Here is a 26,245-nt window from a genome sequence, read left to right as displayed (position 1 = left end):
CTCCTCGTGGTGTTGTGTGGTTTGTGTTGCTCTAGCCGTGGCGGATGGCGATGGTCTTCAAGGTGGTGAAACCGTACAGCGCCTCGAAGCCTTTCTCGCGCCCGTGGCCCGATTGGCCCGTGCCGCCGAAGGGCAGCTCCACGCCGCCACCTGCGCCGTAATTGTTGATGAAGACCTGGCCGGCTTTGAGCTTGCGCGCCAGGCGAAGCTGCCGTCCGCCGTCGCGCGTCCACACGCCGGCCACCAGCCCGTACGGCGTGCCGTTGGCGAGTGTCAGGGCTTCGGCCTCGCTGTCGAAGGGCAGGGCGGCCAGCAGCGGCCCAAACACCTCTTCCTGCGCAAGGCGGTGCGTGTGCGGGACGTCGCGCAACAGCATCGGCGCCTGGTAGTAGCCGGTCTCCGGCGCCTCCGGCACGACCTGCCCTTGCGCCATCACCGGAATGTTGGCGTGCTGTGCATCCGAGACGAAATCCCACACCCGTTGCTGCTGCTTCGGGTTGATCAGCGGGCCGCAATCCAGATCCAGCGATGCGGGGCCGACCTTGATCGATTCGAATACCGTGGCCAGTTGATCGAGCACCGCCTCGTAGATGCTGCGCTCGATCAGCACACGGCTGCCGGCTGAGCAGGTCTGCCCCGCGTTCTGGATGATGCCGTTGACCACCGCCGGGATCGCCGCTTCCAGATCCGCATCGGCAAACAGGATCTGCGGAGACTTGCCGCCCAGTTCCAGCGTGACGGGCACGTGGTTTTCAGCCGCCGCGCGCACGATGGCTTTGCCCGTTTCCGGCGACCCGGTAAACGACACATGGTTGATGCCCGGATGCGCCGCCAGTGCTGCGCCCGCCTCATGGCCGTAGCCGGTCACGACGTTGAGTGCGCCATCGGGCAGCCCCGCCTCGGCAGCCAGTTCGGCCACGCGCAGGATCGACAGGCAAGCGTCTTCGGCCGGCTTGACCACGCAGGCGTTGCCCGCAGCCAAGGCGGCGCCCACGCTGCGCCCGAAGATCTGCATCGGGTAGTTCCAAGGGATGATGTGCGCCGTCACACCATGCGGCTCGCGCACGGTCAGCACGGTGGTATCCGCCGGATAGGGGATGGTCTGGCCGTGCAGCTTGTCGGCGGCCCCGGCATAGAACTCGAAGTAGCGGGCGATGGCACGGGCATCGGCGCGGGCCTGGCGCATCGGTTTGCCGGTGTCGCGGGCTTCCAGGCGGGCGAGCTCTTCTTCGTGATCGGCCAGGCGCAGGGCCACGCGCATGAGCAGCCGGCCGCGCTCGGCGGGGGGTAACTGGCCCCAGACGCCTTCAAAGGCACGCCGCGCGGCGTGCACGGCCACGCTGATGTCGGTGGCATTGCCGCGTGCGATCTCGGCAAAGGGTTGGCCGTCGGACGGGTCGAACACCTTGATGCGCATGCCCGAATCGGGCGACATCAAGCGGTTGGCGATGAAGTGCTGGGCGTGCATGGGGGGTTCCTGCAGAAGATCGGCAACGCGCGATTTTCGCACGGGTGCGCCAGGGTTGCCGGGCGTCAGGGGCTATAATGCCCGCCGACGGTTTTTGACCTTTTTTCAACCATTTGCGTCGCGTTTTTACGCACTTCGCGCATTCCGGAGCATTTCCATGAGCTTCAACAACGTCTCGCCGGGCAAGGACATCCCCAACGACTTCAACGTCATCATCGAGATTCCGGCGCAAAGCGACCCGGTCAAGTACGAAGCCGACAAGGAAACGGGCATGCTGCACGTGGACCGCTTCGTGGGCACCGGCATGCGCTACCCGGCCAACTACGGCTTCATCCCCCAGACGCTGTCGGGCGACGGTGACCCGGTGGACGTGCTGGTTGTCACGCCGTTCCCGCTGATCCACGGCTGCGTGGTGCGCTGCCGCGTGCTGGGCATGCTGAAGATGACGGACGAGTCCGGCGTGGATGCCAAGCTGGTCGCCGTGCCGGTCAACAAGCTGAGCCCCGCCACCGCGCACATGACGGACCTGTCCGACATCGGCCAGAACCTGCTGGATCAGATCAAGCACTTCTTCGAGCAGTACAAGGCGCTGGAAGCCGGCAAGTGGGTCAAGGTCGAAGGCTGGGGCGGCATTGAAGAAGCCCACAAGGAAATCGTTGACGGCGTGGCCAACTATAAGAAGTAAGACACCTGACGAATTTGCTGTACGCCTGAGCAGGAAAATCCCGGCATCCGTAAGGATGGCCGGGATTTTTTGTTTGGAGGGTCGAAATGACTGCAATGTCGCACTACCCACCAACCCGCATGGTGCAGCCATTTGTGGCGAGCGAATATCGCATCATGCATTCTCCGGGGTGTTTCTTCATGTAATGCATGAAGGGGCGACGCAATCCCGCTATACAGAGATTTAAGTAACGCTCATTTGCCCGTCGGAAACGGCGCCTCTAGACTCCCGGACAAGTTTGACTCCAACCCCTGGTACTGCGATGTTGAACAAGACCGTTGCCGTTCCCGTGCTTTCTCTCATGGCCATGATCGCCTTTACCGTGTGGGCGTTGCTTGCTGGCCCGGCCGATGCGGCGCATGCTGGCGAACGTGGTGTCGCGCCGGCTGGCGCCTTGCCGACTGCGGGTGCCTGCCCGGCGCAGTGCCCGGTCCCCGCACAGAAGCTGGCCGCACGCTAAGCTGTTTCGCGTCCGCCGTTGTGGCAGACGCCGTCTCCCCGGCCTTCGCGGTCCTTTCCCCGGTTGTTTACTCCGGACGCTGCCTGAACGGCGAGCGGTCCGTCAGTTCGTCCAGATACGCTTCCATGCCGGCCGTCTCGCGGTCGAGGAACCGGCCTACGGCATCGGCAAAGCCCGGATGCGCGAGCCAATGCGCTGACAGTGTCGCCACCGGTTCAAAGCCGCGTGCCATCTTGTGCTCACCCTGAGCACCCCCCTCGAACGTACGGATGCCGTGCTCGATGCAGTACGTCAGCGGCTGGTAGTACGCCGTCTCAAAGTGCAGGCAGGGGTGATGCTCGATCGCGCCCCAGTAGCGGCCGTACATGACCGACGCTTCCGGCCGTGCATCGACCACCAGCAGCGCGCTGGCGATGTCGTTGCCCGCGCGTGAGGCGATTACCAGCAGCAGGTTCTCCGGCATCGACTGGCCGATCTGGCGGAAGAACTCCAGGTTCAGGTACGGCGAGGAGTGATGCTCGCGGTAGGTGGTGCGGTAGCAACGGTGGAAGAAGCGCCAGTCGGCATCGGTGGCCGCCGCGCCGGGGACGTGGCGGAAGGTGATGCCGGCGTCATGCACACGGCGGCGTTCGGCGCGGATGTTCTTGCGCTTCTTCTGCTCCAAGGCGGCAAGAAAATCGTCGAAGCTGCCGAAGCCCGCATTGCACCAGTGAAACTGCACCCCGTGCCGCAGCAACATGCCAGCGGCGCGCATCTGTTCGGCCTCATCCGTGGTCGGGAACAGCACGTGCAGCGAGGACAACTCGCTTTGTCGCGCCACCGCCAGCAACGTGTCGAGCAGTGCAGCGCGCGCGTCGGCGCTATGCGCCAGCAGACGAGCGCCCTGCACCGGCGTGAAGGGGATGGCAGACAGCCACTTTGGGTAGTACTCCAGCCCGTGCTGCGCATACGCGTTGGCCCAGGCCCAGTCGAAGACGTACTCGCCATAGGAGTGGCCCTTCACATACAGCGGCGCGGCGGCAGCCAGCGTTTCTCCGTGTGCACCGTCTTCCCACAACGTCAGGTATTGCGGCGACCAGCCCGTGTCGGGCGATGCGCTGCCGCTCTCGTGCAGGGCGTGCAGGAAGTCGTAGCGCAGGAAGGGCGTCGCCTCGGGCTGCTGGCCGAGCAGGGCGTCCCACGCGTCGCGGCCGATGTCGCGCAGATCGGTCACAAGCCGCATGCGATAATGCTGCGATCCGGCGCGGGTTTCGGGCTCGGGAACAAGGGGGCGGGAAGTCATGCCGCCGATTCTAATTCCAGCCCGGGGTGCTGCGCTTGCATCCCATATTGCCCCCATGACCGTCACTGTCGCTCTCGCCCAGATCAACTGCACCGTCGGCGATTTCGCCGGCAATGCTGCCCGTATCGTCGCCGCTGCGCGTGAGGCGCACCAGGCTGGTGCGCGCATTCTCCTCACGCCGGAGCTGTCGCTTACCGGCTATCCGCCCGAAGACCTGTTGCTGCGCCCCGCGTTCATCGATGCCAGCGCGCGTGCGCTCGATGCGCTCATCGCCGAGCTGGCGGCCTTCCCGGGCCTGCACGTGCTGATCGGGCACCCGCAGATCTCGCTGGAAGCCCCAGCGCCCGGCGTGCTGCCTAAACCGACCAATAGCGCGACCGTGGCTGTGGACGGCCGTGTGGTCGGCCGGTACAACAAGCTCGAATTGCCCAACAACGAAGTCTTCGACGAGAAGCGTTACTTCCAGCCCGGCACCGAACCCTTTGTGTTCGAGGTGGACGGCACACGCTTCGGCATCATCATTTGCGAAGACGCTTGGTACCCCTCGGCCACGGCTTACGCGAAGGCTGCCGGCGCACAGGTGGTGTTGATTCCCAACGCCTCGCCGTATCACCTGGACAAGGAAGACCTGCGCGAACGCATCATCGGTGCGCGCGTGAAGGAGTCGGGCCTGCCGCATGTGTATGTGAACCTGGTCGGCGGCCAGGATGAGCTCGTGTTCGACGGTGGCTCGTTCGTGCTCGATGCCGAGGGCAAGGTGGTCGTGCAGATGGGCCAGTTTGTCGAGGGCGTCGGCACCGTGCAGTTCGACGGCGGCAAGGCGTTGCCCGGCACGATCGTGCCGGAAGCCTCGTTGGAGGCGCAGGTGTACGAGGCGCTCAAGCTGGGTGTGCGGGATTACCTCGGCAAGAACGGTTTCCCGGGCGCGATTATCGGCCTGTCGGGCGGCGTGGATTCGGCGCTGGTGCTGGCGATTGCCGTCGATGCGCTGGGCGCCGATCGCGTGCGCGCGGTGATGATGCCCTCGCGCTACACGGCCGATATCTCGTGGGTGGATGCGCGCGACATGGCTGCCCGCTTGGGCGTGCAGTACGACGAAATCCCCATCGCGCCCATGTTCGATGCGTTCAGGGGCGCGCTGGCGGAAGAATTCCGTGGTCTGCCGGAAGATGCGACGGAGGAAAACATCCAGGCGCGCATCCGCGGCACGCTGCTGATGGCGTTGTCCAACAAGTCTGGCCGCATTGTGCTGACCACCGGCAACAAGAGCGAAATGGCGGTCGGCTACTGCACGCTGTACGGCGACATGGCTGGCGGTTTCGCTGTCATCAAGGACATCTTCAAGACGCTGGTCTATCGGCTGTGCCGCTACCGCAATACGCTGTCTGAAGTGATTCCGGAGCGCATCCTGACGCGTGCGCCGTCGGCCGAACTGCGCGAGAACCAGACCGACCAGGACAGCCTGCCCGAGTACGACGCGCTCGACGCCATCGTGCAGCGCTACATGGAGCAGAACCAGCGCGTGAGCGACATCATCGCCGCCGGGTTTGCCGAAGCCGATGTGCAGAAGATCGTGCGCCTCATCAAGATCAACGAGTACAAGCGCCGTCAGGCGCCGGTGGGCGTGCGTGTGACGCAGCGCGCGTTTGGGCGCGATTGGCGGTACCCGATCACCTCGCGGTTCAAGGAATAAGCACCGACGCCATGCTCGACTACTACGCCAAACGTGCCCCCGAATACGAGCGGATTTATACGAAGCCCGAGCGGCAGGGTGATTTGGCGTGGTTGAAGGCGCGCGTGCGTGACGTGACGCGTGGCGCGCGGGTGCTGGACCTGGCTTGTGGTACCGGTTTCTGGACCGAGGCGATGGCGGATGCGCGCAGCATTGTCGGCGCGGATTACAACGACACCGTGTTGCGCATCGCGCGCGGTAAGGGCATTGCGGGCGCGGCGTTCGTGCGGGCCGATAACGATGCGCTGCCGTTCGCACCGGGCACGTTCGAGGTGATGACGGCAGGCTGCTGGTGGTCGCACGTGCCGTTGCAGCACCTGCGTCAGCATGTCGAAGGGCTGCACCGCGTGCTCGGGCCCGGCGTGCGGGTGCTGTGGTTTGATAACCAGTATGTGTTTGGTTCCAGCACGCCCGTTGCCTACAACGACGAGCATGGCAACACGTGGCAGCGCCGCCCCTTAAGTGACGGCAGCGAGCACGATGTCCTGAAGAACTTTCCCGACGATCCGACGCTGCTGCAAACGGTGGCCGGCATCGCCCAGGATGTGCGCATTAACCGGCTCCAGTATTATTGGACGCTTGAATACCTCACCAACTAGTTAGCGAGACACCCATGAAACAGATCACCGCCATCATCAAGCCCTTCAAACTGGACGAAGTGCGCGAGTCGCTCGCCGACGTGGGGGTGACTGGCCTGACCGTCACCGAGGTCAAGGGTTTCGGCCGCCAGAAGGGCCACACCGAGCTGTATCGCGGTGCTGAATACGTGGTCGACTTCCTGCCGAAGATCAAGATCGAGGTGGTGGTGGCCGACAACCAGGTCGAAAACGTGATCGACACCATCGTCAAGGCTGCCAAGACCGGCAAGATCGGCGACGGCAAGATCTTCGTGATGCCGGTGGAGCAGGTGATCCGCATCCGCACCGGCGAGAAGGACGAAGCTGCGGTCTAAGCGACCTGTCTGGCCGGCGTGCTCGCGCCGGCCGCTACCGATCAGCGCGGTAAGGTGATGTTCCAGCGCAGCGTCACCAGTCGCCCGATCACGATCGCCAGCGTGGCGATCACGACGGACACGCTCGGCAGCAGGTCCGTGAACGTCAGCCCGACGTAGAGGAAACACCCGAGAAACGCGCAGGTCGCGTACGGGTGGTTATCCCGCAGCAGCATGGGCACCTCATTGCAGACCACATCACGCAGCAGGCCACCAAAGGCCGCCGTGATCACGCCCATCATCACCGACACAAAGATCGGCACGCCGGCATCCAGCGCCAGTTGTGTACCCAGCACGCCAAACAGGCCCATGCCGATGGCGTCTGCCACGATCAGCACGCGGTCGGACACAAGCTGGCTCACCAGCCGGATCACCCAGTTGGCGAACAGGCTCATGATGAACAGCGCGAGCAGGTAGTGCTCGTGCTCGACCCAGTAGAAAGGCCGGCGATCGAGCAATAGATCGCGCAGCGTGCCGCCGCCAAAGGCCGTCAGGAAGGCCACGATGAACGCGCCCACGGCATCGAGCCGGCGCCGCTTCGCCTCAGCCAGCCCCGAGATGGCGAATGAGAAGACCGCGAGGATCTCCATCCAGTGCATCACCAACTGCAGGCGGGTTACGTGCATGGGCGTGTTGTTCTTGTTATTGGGGGCGATGGGAAGATGAACGCGTCAGGAACCGTGCGGCTGGCGCAGGAGCACCAGTACAGCACCAGCGCCGCCGGCCGTGTTGCGTGGCTCGACAAAGGCAATCACTTCTTCCTTTTGCACCAGCCACGAGCGCACCTTGCCTTTGAGCACCGGTGTCTTATCGGGCGAGCCCAGGCCCTTGCCGTGGATCACGCGCACGCAGCGAATGCCGCGCTGCACCGCGCGACGCAGGAAGGCGGCCAACGCTTCGCGCGCTTCTTCGCGGCGCAGGCCGTGCAGGTCGATCTGGTCTTGCGTGGCCCACTCGCCGCGGCGCAGTTTCTTGAGCACGTCGTCACCGATGCCGGGGCGGCGGTAGGAGAGCGTGTCGTCGGTCTCCAGCAGGTTGTCGACGTCGAATTCGTCCGACAGCGAGGCATCCAGCACGCGCTTGTCTTCCGCACGTGAATGCACGGGGTCGGGGGCAGGCGGATTGCGCGGATGCTCGACGCGCTTGTTCTGGCGCAGCGCGTTCACCTCGCCGACGTTGGCGCGGAACACGTTGGCCTCTTCTTCTGCCTTGCGCGCAGCGGTTTCGGCGCGCTGGCGTTCGGCCTCGCGTGCCTCGGTTTCGTGCTTGAGCTGTTCGCGCAGCTTGCCCAGGTCGGTCAGGCTGAGCTTGGTGGCGGGCGTAGGGGCGCGTTTCATGGCAGCAGGCGGGGCAAGCGAATCAGGGTGGAGCGTGCGTCGATTATACGAAGGCGCCGCGCATGACAAAACGGCCGATGGTGTCCCATCGGCCGCGTTGTTTGAACCCGGGAAACCCGGGGGCAGGAGACTTACTCCTGGCCTTCCAGGTAGCGCTGGGCGTCCAGCGCGGCCATGCAGCCCGTGCCGGCGCTGGTGATGGCCTGGCGGTAGATGTGATCCTGCACGTCGCCGGCGGCAAACACGCCCTGGATGTTGGTGGCGGTGGCGTTGCCGGCCAGGCCGCTCTGCGTGCGGATGTAGCCGGTCTCGTTCATTTCCAGCTGACCCTTGAAGAGATCGGTGTTCGGCTTGTGGCCGATGGCGATGAACACGCCAGCCACCTTGATCTCTTCGGTCTTGCCTTCGTTCTCGTGCGTGCCCTTCAGGCGGGCGCCCGTCACGCCGGAGTCATCGCCGAGGATCTCGTCGAGGACCATGTTGGTCTTGATCTCGATCTTGCCCTTCTTCTCCTGCTCGTGCAGGCGGTCAATCAGGATCGGCTCGGCGCGGAACTTGTCGCGGCGGTGGATGAGCGTGACCTTGCTGGCAATGTTGGCCAGGTACAGCGCTTCTTCCACAGCGGTGTTGCCGCCGCCCACCACGGCCACTTCCTGGCCCTTGTAGAAGAAACCGTCGCAGGTGGCGCAGGCAGACACGCCGCGGCCGGCAAATTTCTCTTCCGACGGCAGGCCCAGGTATTGGGCCGAGGCGCCGGTGGAGATGATCAGTGCGTCGGCGGTGTACTCGCCCGAGTCGCCAATCAGGCGGATCGGCTTTTCATTCAGGTGCGCGGTGTGGATATGGTCAAACACGATTTCCGTGTTGAACCGCTCCGCGTGCTCCAGGAAGCGCTGCATCAGCTCGGGGCCTTGCAGGTGCTCCTTGTCGGCGGGCCAGTTTTCCACGTCGGTGGTGGTCATGAGCTGACCGCCCTGGGCCAGGCCGGTAACCAGCACCGGGTTCAGGTTGGCCCGGGCGGCGTAGATGGCGGCCGTGTAGCCAGCGGGGCCGGAGCCGAGGATCAGCACTTTTGCGTGTTTTGCCATGATGCGTTCCGTAGTTGCGCGGCGCGAGGGGTGAAGCGACCGCCGCGCAGGGTAGGTGAGGGTGACGGGCGACATTATAAAGTGGCACCCCCTCGTCCGCCCGGTTGTAAATTCCAATGGCAGTGATAGGGGCGCGTTACAATCCTTGGCATCGTATTTGTGCTGTCTTTAAGCCGCGCGGGCTCGCCCAAGCGGCGCACCCGTCTCCCGCATGGCCCGAGCTTCCACCACCCCGACAACCCGTACCGACCCCGCCGCGCTGCCGTCCCGCATTGGGCGCCTGCTGGGCGAGGTCCGCTGGTTCCTGTTGTTGGCGGTGACCATCGCCTTCCTGATCATCCTGCTGTCATACAACCGTGCGGACCCCGGTTTCACCCACGCCAGCCAGGTCGACGAGATCCGCAACCTGGGCGGGCGCGTGGGGGCATGGCTAGCAGACCTGCTGCTGTTCGTGTTTGGTGCCTCCGCCTACTGGTGGGCGTTGCTGCTGGTGCGCCGCGTCTGGCGTGGCTGGCGAGAGTTGATGTCGGATGAGCGCTTGCCACCGAATCGGGCAACTTCGGCCATGCCACGCGTGGACGCCAGCGTCACCTGGATCGGCTTTGCGCTCATCCTGGCCTCCAGCATGGGGCTGGAAGCCATCCGCATGTACAGCATGCATATGAAGCTGCCGCGGGCGCCGGGCGGGGTGTTGGGCGACCTGATTGGCGGGGCGATGCAGCATTCGCTGGGCTTTACCGGCGGCACGCTGGTGCTGTTGCTGATGTTTACGGTGGGGCTGTCGCTGTTCTTCCATTTCTCGTGGCTGAACCTGGCTGAGCAGATCGGCGCGGGCGTCGAGATGCTGTTTGTCGGCTTCAAGACGCGCCGCGAGAACAAGCAGGACCGTGCCATCGGCGAAGCAGCCAAGGTCGAGCGCGAAGAGGTGGTCGAAACCCGCCGCGTGCGCATTGAAGAATCGCCGCCGGTGCAGATCGTGCGTCCGACCGCCGTGGTCAAGAGCGACCGCGTGGAGCGCGAGAAGCAGCAGCCGCTGTTTGTCGACATGCATGACTCGGACCTGCCGCCGCTGGCGCTGCTCGACCCGATTCCGACCGTCGTGGAAACCGTGAGTGCCGAGACGCTGGAATTCACCTCGCGCCTGATCGAGAAGAAGCTCAAGGATTTCGGCGTGGAAGTGCAGGTGGTGGCGGCCTATCCGGGCCCGGTCATCACGCGCTACGAAATCGAGCCGGCCACGGGCGTGAAGGGCAGTCAGATCGTCAACCTGGCGAAGGACCTGGCGCGTTCGCTGTCGCTGGTCTCCATCCGCGTGGTGGAGACGATTCCGGGCAAGAATTTCATGGGCCTGGAGCTGCCGAATCCGAAGCGTCAGGCCGTGCGCCTGTCCGAGATTCTCGGTTCGCAGGTCTACAACGAGAGCGCTTCGCAGCTCACCATGGCGCTGGGCAAGGACATCGCCGGCAAGCCGGTGGTGGCGGATCTCGCCAAGATGCCGCACTGCATGGTGGCCGGTACCACGGGCTCTGGTAAGTCGGTCGGCATCAACGCGATGATCCTGTCGCTGCTCTACAAGGCCAAGGCCGATGCGGTGCGCCTGATCCTGATTGACCCGAAGATGCTGGAGCTGAGCATCTACGAAGGCATTCCGCACCTGCTGTGCCCGGTCGTGACCGACATGCGCCAGGCGGGCCACGCCCTGAACTGGGCGGTGGGAGAGATGGAGCGCCGCTACAAGCTCATGAGCAAGATGGGCGTGCGCAACCTGGCCGGCTTCAACAAGAAGATCGAAGAAGCCGCCGCGCGTGAAGAGAAGATTCCGAACCCGTTCAGCCTGACCCCCGATGCGCCGGAGCCGCTCGACAAGCTGCCGATGATCGTGATCGTGATCGACGAACTGGCTGACCTGATGATGGTGGTCGGCAAGAAGGTCGAAGAGCTGATCGCACGGATTGCGCAGAAGGCGCGTGCCGCCGGCATTCACCTGGTGCTGGCGACGCAGCGGCCGTCGGTGGATGTGATTACCGGCTTGATCAAGGCCAACGTGCCGACGCGGATCGCCTTCCAGGTCAGCAGCAAGATCGACTCGCGCACGATTCTCGACCAGCAGGGCGCCGAAGCGCTGTTGGGCATGGGCGACATGTTGTATCTCGCGCCCGGCACCGGTTTGCCGGTGCGCGTGCACGGCGCATTTGTGTCGGATGACGAAGTGCATCGGGTGGTGGACAACCTCAAATCGCAAGGCGAGCCGAACTACATCGAGGGCATCCTCGAAGGCGGCGTGGTCGATGGCGAGGGTGGCGGCGACGGCTTTGGCGGTGGTGCAGGCCTCGTTGGCGCTGGCGGCGGCGAAGCAGACCCGCTGTACGACCAGGCCGTCGACGTGGTGCTCAAGAACCGCCGTGCGTCGATCTCGCTGGTGCAGCGCCACCTGCGCATCGGCTACAACCGCGCCGCGCGCCTGCTCGAAGACATGGAAAAGGCGGGCCTCGTCTCTGCCATGTCCGGCAACGGCAACCGCGAAATTCTGGCGCCCAACCGTAACGGCAACGTCGTCGAAGAGGAATGACGCTGCGTGCATGTTGCGGTTACATCGCGTTACCGCATCGACGGAATGTTCGGGTGCGGCCGGCCACTAACAACAAGATCAACTGAAAACCGGGATTCCTATGTTTGTGTTGAAAGCACGTCACCTGATGGCCGCCGGGCTGGTATCGCTGGCGGCGTGGTCGGCCGGTGCCTATGCGGGCGCGGTCGAGCAGCTCAACGCCTTCGTGAGCAACGTCACCACCGCGCGTGGTGAGTTCGTGCAGCGCCAGGTCAAGGGCGGCACCAATGGCAACCCGCTGCGTCTGGCTGGCACCTCCAGCGGTGATTTCTCCTTCTCGCGCCCGGGCCGTTTTGTCTGGCGCTATGTGAAGCCGTATGAGCAGCAACTGTCCGCAGATGGACAGACGCTCTACATCTACGACAAGGACCTGAGCCAGGTGACCGAGCGCAAGCTTGATGCATCGCTCGGTTCCAGCCCGGCCGCCATCCTGTTCGGCAGCAATGACCTTGCCAAGAACTTCACGCTCAAGGAAGGCGGGACAAAAGACGGCATCGACTGGGTTGAACTCACGCCCAAGGCGAAGGACACGCAGTTCGAGCGCATCGCCATCGGTTTCCGCAGTGGTGAGCTGCAGGGAATGGAGCTGCGCGACGCCTTCGGGAACACCACGCTGCTGACGTTCTCGAACATTCAGAAGAATCTACAACTGCCGGCCAACGCGTTCCGCTTCGTGCCGCCCAAGGGGGCTGACGTTATCAAGCAATAACGCGTAGGGGCCGGTTTTCGATAGGGAGACCGACCATGCCTTTGCCGTTCACCACATCGCTGCAGCGTGCAGCCGTTGTTGCCGCCACAGCGGTGGTGTTTGCGGGATGCGCCTCCACGGGTGCGTCCCGTTTTGACGTCGATTCGTTCCTGACCGCGCCCGACACCGTGCTGCCGGAGGTGCTGGTCAACAAGGATTTCCTGCGGGTCACGAAGCTATCGGATGCGGAATGCGCCGCGTTGGTCAAGGGACATGCCGCGCAGGTTGTCGCATTGCCCAATGCGCAAGACCCGCGTATTCCTGAGGCCGCGTTGCGTAAGCCGTTTGTGATTCAGCCACCGGGTAGCGAGAGCGTGTGGTTGCTGCTGCGCGAGTCGGACGGCACGCAGTCGTGCCACGGCCCGCTGCCCGCCAAGGAATTCATGGGGCTGGCGCAGCGCGCGTCGAACTGAGCGTGCGGTGCGGGAGCGGGGCGCCGGGGCCGCGCCCGGTTTCTGCGACAATCCCTCGCATGAACGCTTCTGCTTCTCTCTTCCCGGACGCGCCCGCCCACATGCCGTTGGCCGAACGCCTGCGCCCGCATTCCGCCGATGATGTGATCGGCCAGCAGCATCTGCTGGGGCCGGGCAAGCCGCTGCGCGTGGCATTTGCCTCCGGCGAGCCGCATTCGATGATCCTCTGGGGCCCGCCCGGCGTGGGCAAGACCACGCTGGCGCGGCTGATGGCGCACGCCTTTGATGCCGAGTTCATCGCGCTGTCTGCGGTGCTGTCGGGCGTGAAGGACATCCGCGAGGCGGTCGAGCGCGCCGAGCAGTTTCGCGCCAACGGCCGCCGCACGCTGGTGTTCGTTGACGAAGTGCACCGATTCAACAAGAGCCAGCAGGATGCCTTCCTGCCGCACGTGGAAAGCGGGCTGTTTACCTTCATCGGCGCGACCACCGAGAACCCGTCGTTCGAGGTGAACGGCGCGTTGTTGTCACGTGCCGCGGTGTACGTGCTCAAGAGCCTGTCGGACGACGAGCTCAAGCAGTTGGCCGAGCGCGCCCGCCTAGAGCTGGGCGGCCTGGAGTGGACGCCCGCCGCACTCGACGCCATCGTCGCTTCTGCCGATGGCGATGGCCGCAAGCTGCTCAACAACGTCGAGATCGTGACGCGCGCGGCGCGTGCACAGGCCGACGGCGATACCGCCCCGGTGATCGACGAGGCGCTGCTGGCGTCTGCGCTGTCGGAAAACCTGCGCCGCTTCGATAAGGGTGGCGATGCCTTCTACGACCAGATCAGCGCGCTGCACAAGTCTGTGCGCGGCTCCGATCCGGACGGGGCGCTGTACTGGTTCTGCCGCATGCTCGACGGTGGTGCCGACCCGCGCTACCTCGCCCGCCGCATCGTGCGCATGGCGTGGGAAGACATCGGCTTGGCCGACCCGCGCGCCGGGCGCATTACGTTGGATGCCGCCGAGACGTATGAGCGCCTCGGCTCGCCGGAAGGGGAGTTGGCGCTGGCCCAGGCGGTGATCTACCTGGCCATCGCGCCCAAGTCCAACGCCGGCTACAACGCCTACAACGCGGCGCGCGCGTTCGTCAGTCAGGACAAGTCGCGCACCGTGCCCGTGCACCTGCGCAACGCCCCAACCAAGCTCATGAAAGAGCTCGGTTACGGCCATGCCTACCGCTACGCCCACGACGAGCCCGAAGCCTACGCGGCCGGCGAAACCTACTTCCCCGACGATCTGCCCGCGCAGAACTGGTACGTGCCGACGCCGCGCGGCCTGGAAGGCAAGATCGGCGACAAGCTGCGGCACCTGCGTGAGCTGGATGCGCAGTGGCACGCCGAGCAGGCCAAATCCTCTCGCAACAAATAAGACCCGCGGGCCGGTGCGATAAAATCGGCCTTTTCGATCCTTCGGATCGTTCGTCCCCACAGTTTTCTTCCCACCATGCTTGATATCCAACTGCTGCGCAAAGACATCGACGCCGTCGCCGCGCGCCTCAAAGACCGCGGTTACGTCCTCGACGTGGCAGGCTTTGCCGCGCTCGAAGCGGAACGCAAGGCCATCCAGACCCGGACCGAAGAGCTGCAGGCGCGCCGCAACAGCCTGTCCAAGCAGATCGGCATGCTCAAGGGCAAGGGCGAGGACGCATCGGCGGTGATGGCCGAGGTGTCCGGCATTGGCGATGAGTTGAAGGCATCTGCCGCACAGCTCGACGTGGTGCAGACCAAGCTGCAGGACCTGATGCTGTCGATCCCGAACGTGCCGCACGAAAGCGTGCCGACCGGCCGCGACGAAACGCAGAACGTGGAAGTGCGCCGTGAAGGCACGCCGCGCGCGTTTGACTTCCCGGTCAAGGATCACGTGGATCTGGGCAGCGCGCTGGGGCTGGATTTCGACGCCGGTGCCAAGCTGTCGGGCGCGCGCTTCACCGTGCTCAAGGGCCAAGTGGCGCGTCTGCATCGTGCGCTCGCGCAGTTCATGCTCGACACGCACACGCTGGAGCATGGCTACACCGAGGCATACGTGCCGTACATCGTCAATGCCGCGTCGATGCGCGGTACCGGCCAGTTGCCGAAGTTCGAGGAAGACCTGTTCCGCGTGCCGCGCAAGATGGGGCACGGCGCGGAAGGAGAGACCGGCGAGCACGTCGAGAATTTCTACCTGATCCCGACGGCCGAGGTGCCGCTCACGAACCTCGTACGCGACGAGATCGTTGCCGGTGATGCGCTGCCGATGATGTTTGCCGCCCATTCGCCGTGCTTCCGTTCCGAAGCCGGCTCGTATGGCAAGGACACGCGCGGCATGATCCGCCAGCACCAGTTCGACAAGGTTGAGATGGTGCAGATCGTGCAGCCCGAAACCTCGTTCGCCGCGCTGGACGCCATGACCAACTGCGCCGAGAACATCCTGCGCAAGCTGGAACTGCCGTTCCGCACCGTCGTGTTGTGTACGGGCGACATGGGCTTCGGCAGCACCAAGACGTACGACATCGAAGTGTGGATTCCAGCGCAGAACACGTACCGCGAAATCAGCTCGTGCTCGAACATGGGCGACTTCCAGGCGCGCCGCATGCAGGCCCGCTTCCGCAACGCGCAGGGCAAGCCGGAGCTGGTGCACACGCTCAACGGCTCGGGTCTCGCTGTGGGCCGTACGCTGGTGGCCGTACTGGAGAACTATCAGAACGCAGATGGTTCGGTCACGGTGCCGACGGCGCTGCGCCCGTACCTGGGCGGCCAGGAAGTGCTGAAACCGGCAGTTTGATGGAGTTGCGCCGACCCTCTTGATCCGGCCGGCAAAATTCTGTTATAGTCGCGGTTTCGCGATTCAGCGACCCAGTTACCGGAGAGGTGGCAGAGTGGTCGAATGTACCTGACTCGAAATCAGGCGTACCGGCGACGGTACCGTGGGTTCGAATCCCACCCTCTCCGCCAGCAAGTCCAGCGCCCCGGTCAAACGGAGCCTGGTTCGAACAAAGCCCCGCCACTGGCGGGGCTTTTTCGTTTACGCGCCCAAGGCGGCGCCATCGGATGACGTGTTGGCAAATCCACCAACTCACCCGCTCATCGCCCCCAACACGCTCATGATTTCCTCAGCGAGCAACAAGCTCGCAAGCCCATGCCCGTGCTTCTCGCGGCGGACCAGTGACAGGGCGTTCTTGCTGAAGGCCCGGTCGCGAATCTGCCGGTAGGTCAGCAGTTCCTGGCGGTGCTCCTCGGCAATGTCGAATCGGCTGAGAAACGCGATGCCCTCGCTCGCGGCAGCCAGGCGCTTCATCGTCTCGATCGAGTTGGTTCGGAAGGCCGGCTCGACATCCAGCCCCGCCTCCACGAACGTATCCGCAACGATGCCGTGCATCAGCATGGAGCGGTCCGCGAAGATCAGCGGATACGAAGTGCAGAAGGCGAGCGGTATCGACTCCATGCGCGCCAATGCGTGTTTAGTTGAGATCACGGCCCCTAGGCTCGTGTCCATTTCCCACAAGCTCTCGAGTTGCGGCGAAGGCGGCAGGTTAAAGCCGAGCCCCAGATCAGCCTCGCCGCTGATGAGCGCATCGGCGATTTCGCGCGTGGACATCACCCGGATCGAAATCTGGATGTGCGGGTGGCTCGCACAGAAGTTCGTTGCGGAGGTGGAGGCAATACCGCTGGCCAGACCGGTCACCGTGGCGATGATGACTTCGCCTTTCTGCAGCGTTTTCAGGTCACGTATCTCGGCTTCGACCTGGCGATATTCGAGGATGGTCTTGCGCACATGGGCGAGGAGGATTTCTCCTGCCGGCGTGGGCCGCAGCCCGCGCGGCAAGCGCTCGAACAGCGGCTCGCCGATCTCCTCCTCAAGCAGCAGCAGATGCTTGTTGATCGCCGATGGGGCGATGTGCAGTTTTTCGCCCGCGGCACGGATTGAGCCGGACCGTGCGATCTCGTCGATGTACCGCAGCAACCGTGAATGCAGCATGTGAGCCCGCTCCTGGAGTCGGATTGAGCGTACTCGAAAAGTGCACACTCTGTGCGAAAAACGCTTCTTTTTGGAAACGCTGACTTCGGTCTTAATGGCACCAGTCGCAGCCGCAAGAGTTCGTTGCAGTGCGGCACGGACAAGTCAAAACCAATTGAGGAAGCGTCAATCATGTACCAAGAAGTCAGCGGACGAGGCATCACGGCGGCGGACACAACGCAGAGCGAGGTCGATGCCCACTACGATCAGGTGAAAGCAATCTTTGATGTGCTCAACGGCAAGAAGGAGGCCGATCTTCTCCTGAAGAACCTGAACATCCTCGATGTGCATAGCGAGTCGGTGTATCAAGGGTCCATCCTCGTCTACAACAAGCGCATCGTTGCGTTGAACCCGGACGAGACGGCCATCAAGGTGCGCCAGGTGTTCGACGGCGAAGGCCTGTACGCCATTCCGGGCCTGATCGATGCGCACGTGCACTTCGAAGCCCAGTTGGCGCATCCGGCCGCTTTTGCCGAGGCCATCGTCCCTTGCGGTACGACCACCATCTTCTCCGAGTGCCTCGACTTTGTGAGTGCGGCAGGTGACGAAGCGGTGCAGGCTACCGAGCAACTGTTCAAGCACCACGAGCGCTTGCCGTACCGGGTGTTTGCGTTTGCGCCGGGCAAGAAGACGTCGGTGGAAGTCACCGATGCGTTGCTGAAGATGGATCCGGTGATCGGCCTGGGCGAACTGGCGCATTTGACCTACAGCGTGGGCAACGACGACGACTTCCGAAAATCGGCCTTGGGGCGCGCCAAGGGCGGCTTCATGAACACGCACTGGGGCGTGACGACGCTGTCGGACATGATGCTGAACTACATGCCCGCCATCGGCGCCTTCGCCAACCACGATGTGTGGAAAGAGGACGACATCGAGAAAAGCGTGCGCTATGGCCTGCAGACGCAGATCAAGTTTGGCGTGGGCAGCCCGGAAGTGATCAAGATCATGCTGCGCTCCATCGTCAAGCGGAAATGGCCCGCCGAGAACTTCCAGCTCTGCGCCGACAACATCTCGGTCGACCGGTTGCTGACCAAGGGCCACATGGACTGGATCGTCTCGCTGTGTGCGGAGATGGGCATTGAGCCGATCAAGGCGATCAAGATGGCCACGCTCTACACGGCACGCGCATTCCGCATGGACAACAAGTTCGGTTCGCTCACGCCGGGCCGCTTCGCCGATATCGTGCTGACTGACAGTCTGTCGAAGATCAACCCGCGCTTCGTCTTCAAGGATGGCGAACTGGTGGCGAAGGATCGCAAGCTGCTCAAGCAGGCCGACATCGACTATTCCGGCATGGTGAAGAAGGCGGTGCCGGGTCTGGCTGACTTGACGCCGGAACAGCTGGATCTGGTGCCGATGGAAATCTCGGCGGACGGCCAGCAGGCGAAGGTATACCTGTTCGACGTCTACGGCCGCGGCCACGAAAAGTTCTTCCAGGAAGTGTGGGTGCCGTACCGCGACGGCAAGGTCGTGCCGGAATTCGGTGGCGTCAATCTCAACCGCATTTCGGTTGTGCAGCGTTACGCCAACGGCAAGCGCCACGTCGTCAACGGCCTGTTCAAGGGCGTGCATATCGATCGCGGCGCGGTGGCGACCTTCTGGCCGGCACCTAAGGCGTACTTCGTTGCAGTGGGGCAGGACAGTGCGGAGATGTGCCACTGCCTGAAGGAGGTCGACGGCTACGCAGGCGGCTGCGCGGTCACCGAGAACAAACAGGTGAAGGCCTTGCTGCCGCTGGAGATCTACGGCGTCCAGGCCAACATGAACCTCGACGAACTGCTGACGGCCACCCGCGACATTGATGCAGCGCTGGCGGCAATGGGTAACCACAACGAAGGCGAGCCCGTGGTGAACAAGTTGCTGACGCTGTTCATCTCGCTCGATCGCTTCGGTTTCATGGTTTGATGAGGCGCCGATAGAAGGCGCGTATCTGCCGGGGGCTCAGGCCCCCGGCGGCCTGGGGAGCTAAGAACAAAAGCGGCGACCGTCGTCGACAGTCACGAATGGCACCGCACAAGGCAGGCAGACAACGGAGGGACAACCATGGCACACCACGCAAGGGAAGCGGAAGTCATTGATACCGGTAGCCTGACACGGCGCTGGATTACATACGTCGTTGGCATTTACATACTGACCCTGGGGATCAGCCTGGCCATCCGGGCCGGCATCGGCATCTCGCCGCAAAGCAGTCTGACCCGCACCATGACGCTGGTGTATCCGCCGCTCAGCCAGGGCACCTACAACTTCATGCTCGAGTTGTTGATGTTGCTCCTCACGTACCTGGTCGCGCGCAAGGACTTCACGGTGAAGAACTTTGCAGCGTTGATTCCCGCCTTTGTGCTGGCGAGCTGCCTGGACCTGAACCTGCTGCTGACGAAGTCGATCGGGTTCCAGGACTACTACATGAAGTTCCTGCTGTTGGTGTTTGCCGATGCGTTGCTCGGGTTCGGCCTGTTCCTGATGATCCGCGCCAACCTGGTGCTCATGCCGATCGACATGTTCGTCAACACGCTGTTCAAGCGGACGGGCTTCAAGTGGGGCGATATCAAGACCAGTTTCGATTGCACGCTTCTGGTAATCAGCGCGGCAATTGGCTTTGCGCTGCTAGGCGGTCCCAAGTTCATTCGTGAAGGCACCTTCATGAACGCGATCCTGGTGGGGCAGTACATCAAGCTCTATTTCTTCCTGTTCCAGAAGGCCAAAGTCGCGGTGTCTTCCTATCAGCAGCGATCGCTGGAACATCGAAGTTACTGACCTCATCCCACGGGCTACGTGATCAGCCGCGCATCGCTGTAGGCGTCTAGCGGTACCTGATCTGCGGCAGTACGACCGGCATTGCCGCCCCTTTCCATGGTTCCGATTTCGAGGCGTCGACCCAGGCGTCGGCGTTCACTCGTCCTTTGAAAAGAGAAGAGACCTCACCATGCTCAAGCAACGCGCATTGATCACGCTGAAAAACATCTGCCGAGTTGCCACACCCCTTGCGTTCATGACGATGGGAACCCAGGCAATCGCGCAATCCAGCGTGCAGTTGTACGGCATCGTCGACACCTGGGTCGGCGTTCAGCGGTACCCCGGAAAATCCGCCGTCTGGCAAGAGGGTAGCGGCGGCATGTCGACGTCGTTCTGGGGGTTTGGCGGTAAGGAGGATCTGGGCGGCGGCAACAAGGCCATCTTCGCGATCGAGGGATTTTTCCGCGCGGATACCGGCGCCTCCGGTTCCTTCAACGGCGATCCGATGTTCTCGCGCAATGCCTATGTCGGGCTCTCGACTCTGGCTGGCACGATCACGCTCGGGCGGCAAAGCAGCCTGCTGTATCTGCAGGCGTGTCAGTTCAACCCGTTCTACGCGTCGTTCACGTTCTCGCCGACCATCGTCCAGATGTACGCCGGGCTGGGGACGTATCCGGCGTACAAGACGGACCAGGGGATTGTTGGCGGAACCGCCTGGAGCAATGCAGTGCAGTACGCCACGCCCGACTTGCACGGTTTGACCGGTCGCGTTATGTACGCGTTCGGCGAGGGCAGCACGGGCAATGGAAGCAAGCAGTATTCGGCGCAGCTTTCTTACCAGAACGGTGGCTTCGCAGCCGGTGGTGTTTATCAATACGCGAACTTCAACTCGGCAGCAGGTGATCTGAATGGGTTGATCAATGGACTGCACAGCCAGTCAGTGGCCCAGTTGGCTGCATCGTATGAATGGTCGGTCGCCAAGTTCTATGGCGAATACACGTACACGAACAACAACGTGATCAACAAGAACTTCCACGTGAACATGTTCGAGGGTGGGGTGACGATAGCGCTTGGCACCGGAAAGGTGCTTGCGGCCTACGCGTATTCACGCGATTCCGGTGGACTCAACCAGACGCGCCGGACTGCCTCGCTCGGATATGACTACCCGCTTTCCAAGCGCACCGATCTCTATGCGGTGTATATGGTCGATCGGTTTTCCGGGCTGTCGACGGGTGAGACCGCGGGCGTCGGGATTCGCGCCCGGTTTTGAGTGAGCGCTGCCGTCGGCAGTAGAAAAAGCCCCTTGGCTTTACGACCAAGGGGCTTGTATTGATCCGCTATTTCGATGGAACAGGCGAGGCAGCACTACAGCTTCTCAGAAGCGACGTGCTTGGCCTGCGGTAACGGGTTGCTATCGAAATGCGAGCCCGCGGCAAGCTCCGAGAGGTGATGAATCTTCGGATCTCGGTGCGTGTCGGGCCCGTCCTGCGGATCGAGGAACGACATTGCCGTGCGCCGCCGCAGCAGATGTGAATCGCGCGACTGCGCTTGCGACTCACGCCACAGTTCGGCCGTGAACTTGAGCCCGGCGCGCAGCGCGTGCGCGCTTTCCTGCTTGCCCTTGCGTTGATCGGAGACGCGCTCAATGCCTTTCTTGACGACCTCTTCCAGGAAGGTGATGCGCGCGCGGTAGTAGTCCGCATGCATCTGCGCGTCCATCACGCGCTGTTCCGCGTGATACAGCTCCATGCGCAGCTCGTTCAGCGCACGTTCTGCCTGCTTCTCCGGAGACGGAGCATGGTTCATCGCCCAGTGTGCAATCCATCGCAACATGGTGAGGCCCTCCTGCCTTGCAAGTGTTCATCCACTTGTTTGAAGACATCGGTCGCTGTCCGCGCGCGTTGATCGGAAGCGATTGTCTGCCTGCAAAACAGACTACCAAAAAAATTGGCGACGGTTGAGGGTGATTGCAAACACGCCTGTTGCGAAAAGGAGGCATGGTCCTTTTGGGGGAGAGGCGCGTGGCTGGTGTTCTGGTCTGATAGGTGTTTGTCTCATGCCGAAGCCGCTGCCACGGCAGGTTCGGCGCTAATGCAACCGATTGCGCTAGGCGCCAAGCCGGGTTGCGAGTTCTTCCATGTCAGCCACGTTACAGTCGAACGTCGGATCTGGCGTGATATCGACGGCAACACCGGGCCCAAACTCCAGCGGCCGCGCGATGAATGCCGTCCGAAAACCCTGTGCACGGGCCGCCACCAGATCGTATTTGTGTGATGCGACCATCATGATTTCGTGGGGTGCCACACCGAGCGACCGGACGGCGAGGGCATAGACCTTCGGGTCGGGTTTGAACGACTGCACAAGTTCGCCCGTGAGGATGGCGTCGAAGGGCAGGGCGCCATGCCGCGCAATGCGGATCACCGAAGCCATGCTGCCGTTCGATAGCGCTGCCGTCAGATAACGCGAGCGCAACCGGCTGAGGCCGCGCTGGGTATCCGGCCAGGGGCGCAAGCGGCTCCAGCTTGTGTTGAGCGCATCGCGGTCTTCCGCGCTGACCTGCTGGGCCCACGGATAGTTGGTCAGCAACATATCCAGTGCTTGGCGATAGATCGTGTCGGTGGAGATCCAGGCGCGCTGTCCGGCCAGGAACGCGTCCATGCCGGCGCGGTAGCCGGCGCGCCAGCGCGTGATGACTTCCGGCCAGTCGGCGACGAATCCACGCTGCGCCGCCAATGCTTCACCGGCTTCGATGAGCGGCGTGGTGAAGTCGACCAGCGTGCCTTGCACGTCAAAGCACAGCGCTTTCAACGAGGATGGGTCGAAGGTCATGCGTGGCTCCCTGGAAACACGCGCGGCAGGGTTAACGGAACCGGTACGTGAGCGATGCCATGGCGGTGGTCTGCTGTCGGCGCTGCGTGATCGGGCTGTCGGCGGCATCACCGCGCAGACGCGCCACGGTGACCGAGCCGTTGGCGGTCCAGCGGTCATCCAGCTTGCACGTGACGATGGCGTTGAAGTGGATGTCGCGCACACCGGCGTGCGTGGCGAACACCGGCAGACCCGACGCCGCGCTTTGGCCGCCGTCCACGCCAAAGAAGGTGCGCATGTACTGGCCGTTCGTCCATGACACGCCGGAGCCAAGGCTGAAGAGCCAGCGGCCGAGCGGGGCGCTGGCGTACACGTCGGCATTGGCGATCAGGCCCTGGCGGTTGCCCAGGATGTCCTGCTCGGCGTCGGTGGACAGCGTCAGGAACGACACCGTGTATTGTGCGAACGCCTTGGCGCGCACCGTGGCGTTGACATTGCCGAGACCATTCAAGCGCGCGTCGTCATGTGCGTGGCGCCAGGTCGGATCGAATTGGAAGTTGCCGCCCACCTGCCATGTGTCGTCGTTGGCGAGGTAGGCGCCCAGGAAGTCCATGCCCTTCGAGAAATACCGGTGCTTGTACTCGATCTCCTGATCGATCCACGGGAACACAAAGCTCGACTTCGCGCCCGGATACTTCGGTGCCACATAGATGGACGGGCCGACGGCGACGCTCCAGTCGCCGGGTTCCGCGCTCGCGGCGGGCGTGGTCTGGGCCGTGGCAATGGAGCCGGTCAGGGCCAGCAGGCAGGCAAGCGCGAAGCAGGGCAGGGCACGCGAAGAGAGCATGGAATCGAGCAAGTGAGCATCAAGGAAAAAGCGATGGGCACGCCATTCTAGAGGAATCATCCGTACGGCCGATGACAGTGCAAACGTTGGCTCAACCGGGTGGTGGAGGCGACGTTACATTTGTCACCGGGTCGACATACGCGGGTCGCTGCACAGACATACGGTGGGCATAGCGTGACCGGGCCGCCTCATGGCGGTATCCCAGAGGAGAATCCCGTGTCCCCCAAGAAATACCTCGCGCTCGCTGTACTCTCCACGCTTGCATGCGGTCTGTCTGCGCATGTGTATGCCGATGACGATGATGCGCATGATGTGCGGCAGGCGCACGCCAAGCATGTCCTGCTGATCTCGGTCGATGGTTTGCATCAGTCCGATCTTGACTGGTATGTCGGTAGCCATCCGGGTTCCACGCTCGCGCGCCTTGTGCACCAGGGTGTGAGCTATCGCAACGCCCGTACGCCGTTTCCGTCCGACTCGTTTCCCGGCATGGTCGGCCAGGTGACCGGCGGCAATCCCAAGACCACCGGCATCTACTACGACGACGCGTACAGCCGGAGCCTGCTGCCGGCCGGTACGACGGCCGCCAACTGCCACACCACCAAGCCGGGCGCCGAGGTGTTCTACGCCGAGGTCATTGCCAAGGATCTGAACCGTCTCGACAGCGGCCAGGGCATCCCCGGCCTCTATGCTGATCTCTCGAAGATCTCGCAATTGACCGGCCATGCGCAGGACCTGATCGACCCGGCCTTCCTGCCGGTCTCGCCCATCACGTGCGCGCCGGTCTATCCGCACCAGTATCTGAAGGTGAACACCGTGTTTGAAGTCGCGCGCAAGCACGGTCTGCGCACGGCTTGGTCAGACAAGCACGCCGCCTACGAAATCCTTAACGGCCCGAGCGGGCAGGGCATCGATGACTTGTTCGCGCCCGAGATCAACAGCTCGGTGACCGACCCGTCGCTGCCCGGTGGCCCCGGCCCAGACTGGACCAAGGACAACACCGACACACAGCGCTACGACAGCTTCAAGGTGCTGGCCGTGCTGAACTGGCTCAAGGGCCACGACCACGCCGGCAACGGTACGCCGGGTGTGCCGGCCATCCTGGGCATGAACTTCCAGGCCGTGTCGACTGCGCAGAAGCTGAACAAGTCGGCGTACTACCCGGACCCGTCCAACACCGCCAACAAGGTGAAGGGCGGCCTGGGCGGCTACACCAACAACGGCACGGTGCCGGTGCCGGGGCCGGTGCTGCAGAGCGCGCTCACGTTCGTCGACAACAAGTTGGGCGAGTTGGTCAAGGCGACGGACCCGTCCAACACGGTCGTGATCGTGTCGGCCAAGCATGGTCAATCGCCCAACAGCCGCGCAGACCTGACCATCGTCAACGACGGCGACATGATCGACGCGCTCAACTGCGCGTGGGAAAAGTACGCCGCCACCTGCAAGGATGCGACCAAGCCGCACCTTGTCGCGCATGCAATGGATGACGACGGCATCCTGCTGTGGCTGAACGACCGCTCGCCAGCCGCGCTGCGGTTCGCCAAGCAGTTCCTGCTGGGCTATTCGGGCACGGGCCTGGGTTCGGACGCCGCGGGCAATGCAACCGCCAAGCCATTCACGCAGGCCGGCGCGAGCCGCTTCGTGATCGGTGAGGAGGTGGCCGACTTCTTTGGTGTGAAGCCCAGCGACGATCGCTTCCCCGATGTGGTCGGCATCGCGCAGCAGGGCACGGTGTGGGCGGGCAGCAAGCTGTCGAAGATCGCCGAACATGGTGGCTTCCGTCCGGAGAACCGCCACGTGCCGATCGTGGTGTGGGGCGCAGGCATTGGCTCCAATGTGGTGGACGAGCATGTCGACACCAACCAGATCGCACCGACCATCCTGAGTGAGCTGGGCCTCAAGCCGCACGAGCTTCAAGCGGTGCAGATCGAAGGCACGAAGCGTCTGCCGCACCTGCATTGATGCGGTTTAAGCAGGCATAAAAAAACGCCGGGTAATTCCCGGCGTTTTTCACTGCACGATCGCCTTATTGCTTGGCGGGTTCAGCGGCCTTCGGTGCCGAAGCGGCATCGGTCTTGGCTTCCGACTTGGCTGCAGCCTTGTGCGCCTTCTTGTGGGCGTGGTGCTTCTTCTCGTGCTTGGCTTCGGCCTTCGGAGCGGAAGCGGCATCGGTGGCAGTCGCCGCAGCGGCCGGTGCCGGTGCGGGAGCAGCAGCCGGTGCGGACGCGGTGCCAGCTGCGAACACGGGGGCGGCAAAGGCACCAGCAACGATCAGAGCGGCCAGGGATTGAGCGACTTTCATGTGAGACTCCTTGAGGATATAGCGGGACTTCAGATACATGGATCTCGTCCAATGTGCGATCCATGCCTCCAAAAACGCTTCATATCGTGAGGCCGTGTACCGCTGTTTGTAAGCGTTCTTCCCACGATGTAAGCGCGCGTAACAATGTAGAAAGTGTGTCACGCAATATCTGTCAATTTTGTTGAGACGCATCAACGTGCCGATCTGCACATCGGCGTATCGTCAGGCATCAGGTGGACATTGGCCGGCGCCTGCACCACACTGCCCGGTGATGCGCGGGTCATCCCGATGCTGGGGTCGCGCGTTGAATGGCAGTGGCGAGGGACGCATTGGGTCACGTCCCATCCTGTTACCGGGTGCGCCGCATCTCCGTATTTTCATAAGGACAACACGATGAACAAGCTTCTGGCTGCCCTCGTGGCAGCAGTCTTCAGCGCCGGCGCATTTGCGCAGGCTTCCGCCCCGGCCGCTCCGGCTGCACCCGCCGCTGCCCCGGCACCCGCCGCAGCCCCGGCCGCAGGTGAGAAGAAGGCGCACCACCACAAGAAGAAAAAGAAGCATGACCACCGTCCGAAGGTGGCGAGCCCGAGCGAGTTCGGCAAGGGCGGCTAACCGGTTTCCCGGTTTTTCTGCACACCAAGGCGCCGGCCCTCGAAAGGGGGTCGGCGTTTTG

24 protein-coding genes, 1 tRNA gene and 1 pseudogene are annotated in these 26,245 nt (G+C 63.3%); 16 read left to right on the top strand and 10 right to left on the bottom strand.

The features are described from left to right. Positions 1 to 31: 31 nt before the first annotated feature. Positions 32 to 1,468: an aldehyde dehydrogenase family protein gene (locus C404_RS46375; protein ID WP_021195607.1), complete on the bottom strand. Its 1,437-nt coding sequence runs from the start codon at positions 1,466 to 1,468 to the stop codon at positions 32 to 34. 157 nt (positions 1,469 to 1,625) lie between these two features. Between C404_RS46375 and ppa the strand changes: the two genes are divergently transcribed. Next, positions 1,626 to 2,153: an inorganic diphosphatase gene (ppa, locus tag C404_RS46370; RefSeq protein WP_021195606.1), complete on the top strand. Its 528-nt coding sequence runs from the start codon at positions 1,626 to 1,628 to the stop codon at positions 2,151 to 2,153. Positions 2,154 to 2,454: 301 nt separating this feature from the next. Continuing rightward, positions 2,455 to 2,652, top strand: a complete 198-nt coding sequence (locus tag C404_RS46365; protein ID WP_037011969.1) for a hypothetical protein — start codon at positions 2,455 to 2,457, stop codon at positions 2,650 to 2,652. 67 nt (positions 2,653 to 2,719) lie between these two features. Here C404_RS46365 and C404_RS46360 read toward each other — a convergent pair whose 3' ends face one another. Further along, on the bottom strand, positions 2,720 to 3,934 hold the full coding sequence (locus tag C404_RS46360) for a GNAT family N-acetyltransferase (RefSeq protein WP_031329583.1): 1,215 nt from the start codon (positions 3,932 to 3,934) through the stop codon (positions 2,720 to 2,722). A gap of 55 nt (positions 3,935 to 3,989) precedes the next feature. On the opposite strand from C404_RS46360, the gene C404_RS46355 reads away from it, so the two are divergent. From C404_RS46355 to glnK, 3 genes are read left to right on the top strand one after another with little or no spacing between them, the layout of a single operon-like run. Further along, on the top strand, positions 3,990 to 5,627 hold the full coding sequence (locus C404_RS46355; RefSeq protein WP_021195603.1) for an NAD+ synthase: 1,638 nt from the start codon (positions 3,990 to 3,992) through the stop codon (positions 5,625 to 5,627). Positions 5,628 to 5,638: 11 nt separating this feature from the next. Beyond that, positions 5,639 to 6,265, top strand: coding sequence for a class I SAM-dependent methyltransferase (locus tag C404_RS46350; RefSeq protein ID WP_021195602.1), 627 nt, complete (start codon positions 5,639 to 5,641; stop codon positions 6,263 to 6,265). A 14-nt stretch (positions 6,266 to 6,279) separates the two neighbouring features. Further along, positions 6,280 to 6,618 (top strand): P-II family nitrogen regulator, encoded by a 339-nt coding sequence (glnK, locus tag C404_RS46345; protein WP_021195601.1) that lies wholly within the window; start codon positions 6,280 to 6,282, stop codon positions 6,616 to 6,618. 41 nt (positions 6,619 to 6,659) lie between these two features. Here glnK and C404_RS46340 read toward each other — a convergent pair whose 3' ends face one another. The 3 genes from C404_RS46340 to trxB all read right to left on the bottom strand — a co-directional run bounded on the left by C404_RS46340 (position 6,660) and on the right by trxB (position 9,082). Beyond that, on the bottom strand, positions 6,660 to 7,283 hold the full coding sequence (locus C404_RS46340; protein ID WP_031329582.1) for a trimeric intracellular cation channel family protein: 624 nt from the start codon (positions 7,281 to 7,283) through the stop codon (positions 6,660 to 6,662). 45 nt (positions 7,284 to 7,328) lie between these two features. After that, positions 7,329 to 7,994: a Smr/MutS family protein gene (locus C404_RS46335; protein WP_021195599.1), complete on the bottom strand. Its 666-nt coding sequence runs from the start codon at positions 7,992 to 7,994 to the stop codon at positions 7,329 to 7,331. Between the two features lie 131 nt (positions 7,995 to 8,125). After that, the gene (gene trxB, locus C404_RS46330; RefSeq protein WP_021195598.1) at positions 8,126 to 9,082 is read right to left on the bottom strand and encodes a thioredoxin-disulfide reductase; all 957 of its coding nucleotides are present in this window, start codon (positions 9,080 to 9,082) and stop codon (positions 8,126 to 8,128) included. A 211-nt stretch (positions 9,083 to 9,293) separates the two neighbouring features. On the opposite strand from trxB, the gene C404_RS46325 reads away from it, so the two are divergent. The 6 genes from C404_RS46325 (at position 9,294) to C404_RS46300 (ending at position 15,822) form a co-directional block, all read left to right on the top strand. Continuing rightward, positions 9,294 to 11,651 (top strand): DNA translocase FtsK, encoded by a 2,358-nt coding sequence (locus tag C404_RS46325; protein WP_021195597.1) that lies wholly within the window; start codon positions 9,294 to 9,296, stop codon positions 11,649 to 11,651. Between the two features lie 100 nt (positions 11,652 to 11,751). Next, complete coding sequence (gene lolA / locus C404_RS46320; RefSeq protein WP_021195596.1) at positions 11,752 to 12,399, top strand: outer membrane lipoprotein chaperone LolA; 648 nt, start codon at positions 11,752 to 11,754, stop codon at positions 12,397 to 12,399. 35 nt (positions 12,400 to 12,434) lie between these two features. Continuing rightward, on the top strand, positions 12,435 to 12,851 hold the full coding sequence (locus C404_RS46315) for a hypothetical protein (protein ID WP_021195595.1): 417 nt from the start codon (positions 12,435 to 12,437) through the stop codon (positions 12,849 to 12,851). 101 nt (positions 12,852 to 12,952) lie between these two features. Then, positions 12,953 to 14,260, top strand: a complete 1,308-nt coding sequence (locus tag C404_RS46310) for a replication-associated recombination protein A (protein ID WP_021195594.1) — start codon at positions 12,953 to 12,955, stop codon at positions 14,258 to 14,260. A gap of 75 nt (positions 14,261 to 14,335) precedes the next feature. Further along, positions 14,336 to 15,652 (top strand): serine--tRNA ligase, encoded by a 1,317-nt coding sequence (gene serS / locus C404_RS46305; RefSeq protein WP_021195593.1) that lies wholly within the window; start codon positions 14,336 to 14,338, stop codon positions 15,650 to 15,652. A gap of 80 nt (positions 15,653 to 15,732) precedes the next feature. Next, positions 15,733 to 15,822: transfer RNA gene (locus C404_RS46300), tRNA-Ser, on the top strand. Between the two features lie 121 nt (positions 15,823 to 15,943). Here the strand turns inward: C404_RS46300 and C404_RS46295 are convergent. Continuing rightward, a complete protein-coding gene (locus C404_RS46295) occupies positions 15,944 to 16,846 on the bottom strand; it encodes a LysR family transcriptional regulator (RefSeq protein ID WP_021195592.1) in 903 nt (300 codons plus the stop codon). A gap of 171 nt (positions 16,847 to 17,017) precedes the next feature. Between C404_RS46295 and C404_RS46290 the strand changes: the two genes are divergently transcribed. The 3 genes from C404_RS46290 (at position 17,018) to C404_RS46280 (ending at position 20,888) form a co-directional block, all read left to right on the top strand. Continuing rightward, on the top strand, positions 17,018 to 18,790 hold the full coding sequence (locus tag C404_RS46290) for an adenine deaminase C-terminal domain-containing protein (RefSeq protein ID WP_021195591.1): 1,773 nt from the start codon (positions 17,018 to 17,020) through the stop codon (positions 18,788 to 18,790). Between the two features lie 138 nt (positions 18,791 to 18,928). Beyond that, positions 18,929 to 19,639: a YczE/YyaS/YitT family protein gene (locus tag C404_RS46285; RefSeq protein WP_021195590.1), complete on the top strand. Its 711-nt coding sequence runs from the start codon at positions 18,929 to 18,931 to the stop codon at positions 19,637 to 19,639. Positions 19,640 to 19,808: 169 nt separating this feature from the next. Continuing rightward, positions 19,809 to 20,888, top strand: coding sequence for a porin (locus C404_RS46280; RefSeq protein WP_021195589.1), 1,080 nt, complete (start codon positions 19,809 to 19,811; stop codon positions 20,886 to 20,888). A gap of 371 nt (positions 20,889 to 21,259) precedes the next feature. Here the strand turns inward: C404_RS46280 and C404_RS60690 are convergent. From C404_RS60690 to C404_RS46265, 3 genes and pseudogenes are all read right to left on the bottom strand, one after another. Then, a pseudogene (locus tag C404_RS60690) lies at positions 21,260 to 21,451 on the bottom strand (hypothetical protein); the annotation flags it as partial. Positions 21,452 to 21,724: 273 nt separating this feature from the next. Further along, on the bottom strand, positions 21,725 to 22,447 hold the full coding sequence (locus C404_RS46270) for a haloacid dehalogenase type II (RefSeq protein ID WP_021195587.1): 723 nt from the start codon (positions 22,445 to 22,447) through the stop codon (positions 21,725 to 21,727). A 31-nt stretch (positions 22,448 to 22,478) separates the two neighbouring features. Further along, a complete protein-coding gene (locus C404_RS46265) occupies positions 22,479 to 23,273 on the bottom strand; it encodes a MipA/OmpV family protein (RefSeq protein WP_031329578.1) in 795 nt (264 codons plus the stop codon). Positions 23,274 to 23,489: 216 nt separating this feature from the next. On the opposite strand from C404_RS46265, the gene C404_RS46260 reads away from it, so the two are divergent. Continuing rightward, positions 23,490 to 25,232: an alkaline phosphatase family protein gene (locus C404_RS46260; protein ID WP_021195585.1), complete on the top strand. Its 1,743-nt coding sequence runs from the start codon at positions 23,490 to 23,492 to the stop codon at positions 25,230 to 25,232. Positions 25,233 to 25,296: 64 nt separating this feature from the next. On the opposite strand, the gene C404_RS46255 is transcribed toward C404_RS46260, so the two are convergent. Then, the gene (locus C404_RS46255; RefSeq protein WP_021195584.1) at positions 25,297 to 25,572 is read right to left on the bottom strand and encodes a hypothetical protein; all 276 of its coding nucleotides are present in this window, start codon (positions 25,570 to 25,572) and stop codon (positions 25,297 to 25,299) included. Positions 25,573 to 25,965: 393 nt separating this feature from the next. Here C404_RS46255 and C404_RS46250 point away from each other — a divergent pair, with 393 nt between their 5' ends. Continuing rightward, the gene (locus tag C404_RS46250) at positions 25,966 to 26,184 is read left to right on the top strand and encodes a hypothetical protein (RefSeq protein ID WP_021195583.1); all 219 of its coding nucleotides are present in this window, start codon (positions 25,966 to 25,968) and stop codon (positions 26,182 to 26,184) included. The last annotated feature ends 61 nt before the right edge of the window (positions 26,185 to 26,245 follow it).

This window comes from Ralstonia sp. AU12-08 (assembly GCF_000442475.1).
GTDB classification, from domain to species: Bacteria; Pseudomonadota; Gammaproteobacteria; order Burkholderiales; family Burkholderiaceae; genus Ralstonia; species Ralstonia insidiosa.
This window is presented reverse-complemented; position numbering and strand designations above follow the sequence as displayed.

Bases quoted from the DNA above. Each gene is read 5' to 3' on its own strand.
- trxB (WP_021195598.1), bottom strand. From the start codon at position 9,082: ATGGCAAAACACGCAAAAGTGCTGATCCTCGGCTCCGGCCCCGCTGGC.
- C404_RS46280 (WP_021195589.1), top strand. From the start codon at position 19,809: ATGCTCAAGCAACGCGCATTGATCACGCTGAAAAACATCTGCCGAGTT.
- C404_RS46325 (WP_021195597.1), top strand. From the start codon at position 9,294: ATGGCCCGAGCTTCCACCACCCCGACAACCCGTACCGACCCCGCCGCG.
- C404_RS46265 (WP_031329578.1), bottom strand. From the start codon at position 23,273: ATGCTCTCTTCGCGTGCCCTGCCCTGCTTCGCGCTTGCCTGCCTGCTG.
- C404_RS46315 (WP_021195595.1), top strand. From the start codon at position 12,435: ATGCCTTTGCCGTTCACCACATCGCTGCAGCGTGCAGCCGTTGTTGCC.
- glnK (WP_021195601.1), top strand. From the start codon at position 6,280: ATGAAACAGATCACCGCCATCATCAAGCCCTTCAAACTGGACGAAGTG.
- lolA (WP_021195596.1), top strand. From the start codon at position 11,752: ATGTTTGTGTTGAAAGCACGTCACCTGATGGCCGCCGGGCTGGTATCG.
- C404_RS46365 (WP_037011969.1), top strand. From the start codon at position 2,455: ATGTTGAACAAGACCGTTGCCGTTCCCGTGCTTTCTCTCATGGCCATG.
- C404_RS46285 (WP_021195590.1), top strand. From the start codon at position 18,929: ATGGCACACCACGCAAGGGAAGCGGAAGTCATTGATACCGGTAGCCTG.
- C404_RS46255 (WP_021195584.1), bottom strand. From the start codon at position 25,572: ATGAAAGTCGCTCAATCCCTGGCCGCTCTGATCGTTGCTGGTGCCTTT.
- C404_RS46310 (WP_021195594.1), top strand. From the start codon at position 12,953: ATGCCGTTGGCCGAACGCCTGCGCCCGCATTCCGCCGATGATGTGATC.
- C404_RS46350 (WP_021195602.1), top strand. From the start codon at position 5,639: ATGCTCGACTACTACGCCAAACGTGCCCCCGAATACGAGCGGATTTAT.
- C404_RS46340 (WP_031329582.1), bottom strand. From the start codon at position 7,283: ATGCACGTAACCCGCCTGCAGTTGGTGATGCACTGGATGGAGATCCTC.
- C404_RS46295 (WP_021195592.1), bottom strand. From the start codon at position 16,846: ATGCTGCATTCACGGTTGCTGCGGTACATCGACGAGATCGCACGGTCC.
- C404_RS46355 (WP_021195603.1), top strand. From the start codon at position 3,990: ATGACCGTCACTGTCGCTCTCGCCCAGATCAACTGCACCGTCGGCGAT.
- C404_RS46335 (WP_021195599.1), bottom strand. From the start codon at position 7,994: ATGAAACGCGCCCCTACGCCCGCCACCAAGCTCAGCCTGACCGACCTG.
- C404_RS46375 (WP_021195607.1), bottom strand. From the start codon at position 1,468: ATGCACGCCCAGCACTTCATCGCCAACCGCTTGATGTCGCCCGATTCG.
- C404_RS46270 (WP_021195587.1), bottom strand. From the start codon at position 22,447: ATGACCTTCGACCCATCCTCGTTGAAAGCGCTGTGCTTTGACGTGCAA.
- C404_RS46290 (WP_021195591.1), top strand. From the start codon at position 17,018: ATGTACCAAGAAGTCAGCGGACGAGGCATCACGGCGGCGGACACAACG.
- C404_RS46250 (WP_021195583.1), top strand. From the start codon at position 25,966: ATGAACAAGCTTCTGGCTGCCCTCGTGGCAGCAGTCTTCAGCGCCGGC.
- serS (WP_021195593.1), top strand. From the start codon at position 14,336: ATGCTTGATATCCAACTGCTGCGCAAAGACATCGACGCCGTCGCCGCG.
- C404_RS46360 (WP_031329583.1), bottom strand. From the start codon at position 3,934: ATGACTTCCCGCCCCCTTGTTCCCGAGCCCGAAACCCGCGCCGGATCG.
- ppa (WP_021195606.1), top strand. From the start codon at position 1,626: ATGAGCTTCAACAACGTCTCGCCGGGCAAGGACATCCCCAACGACTTC.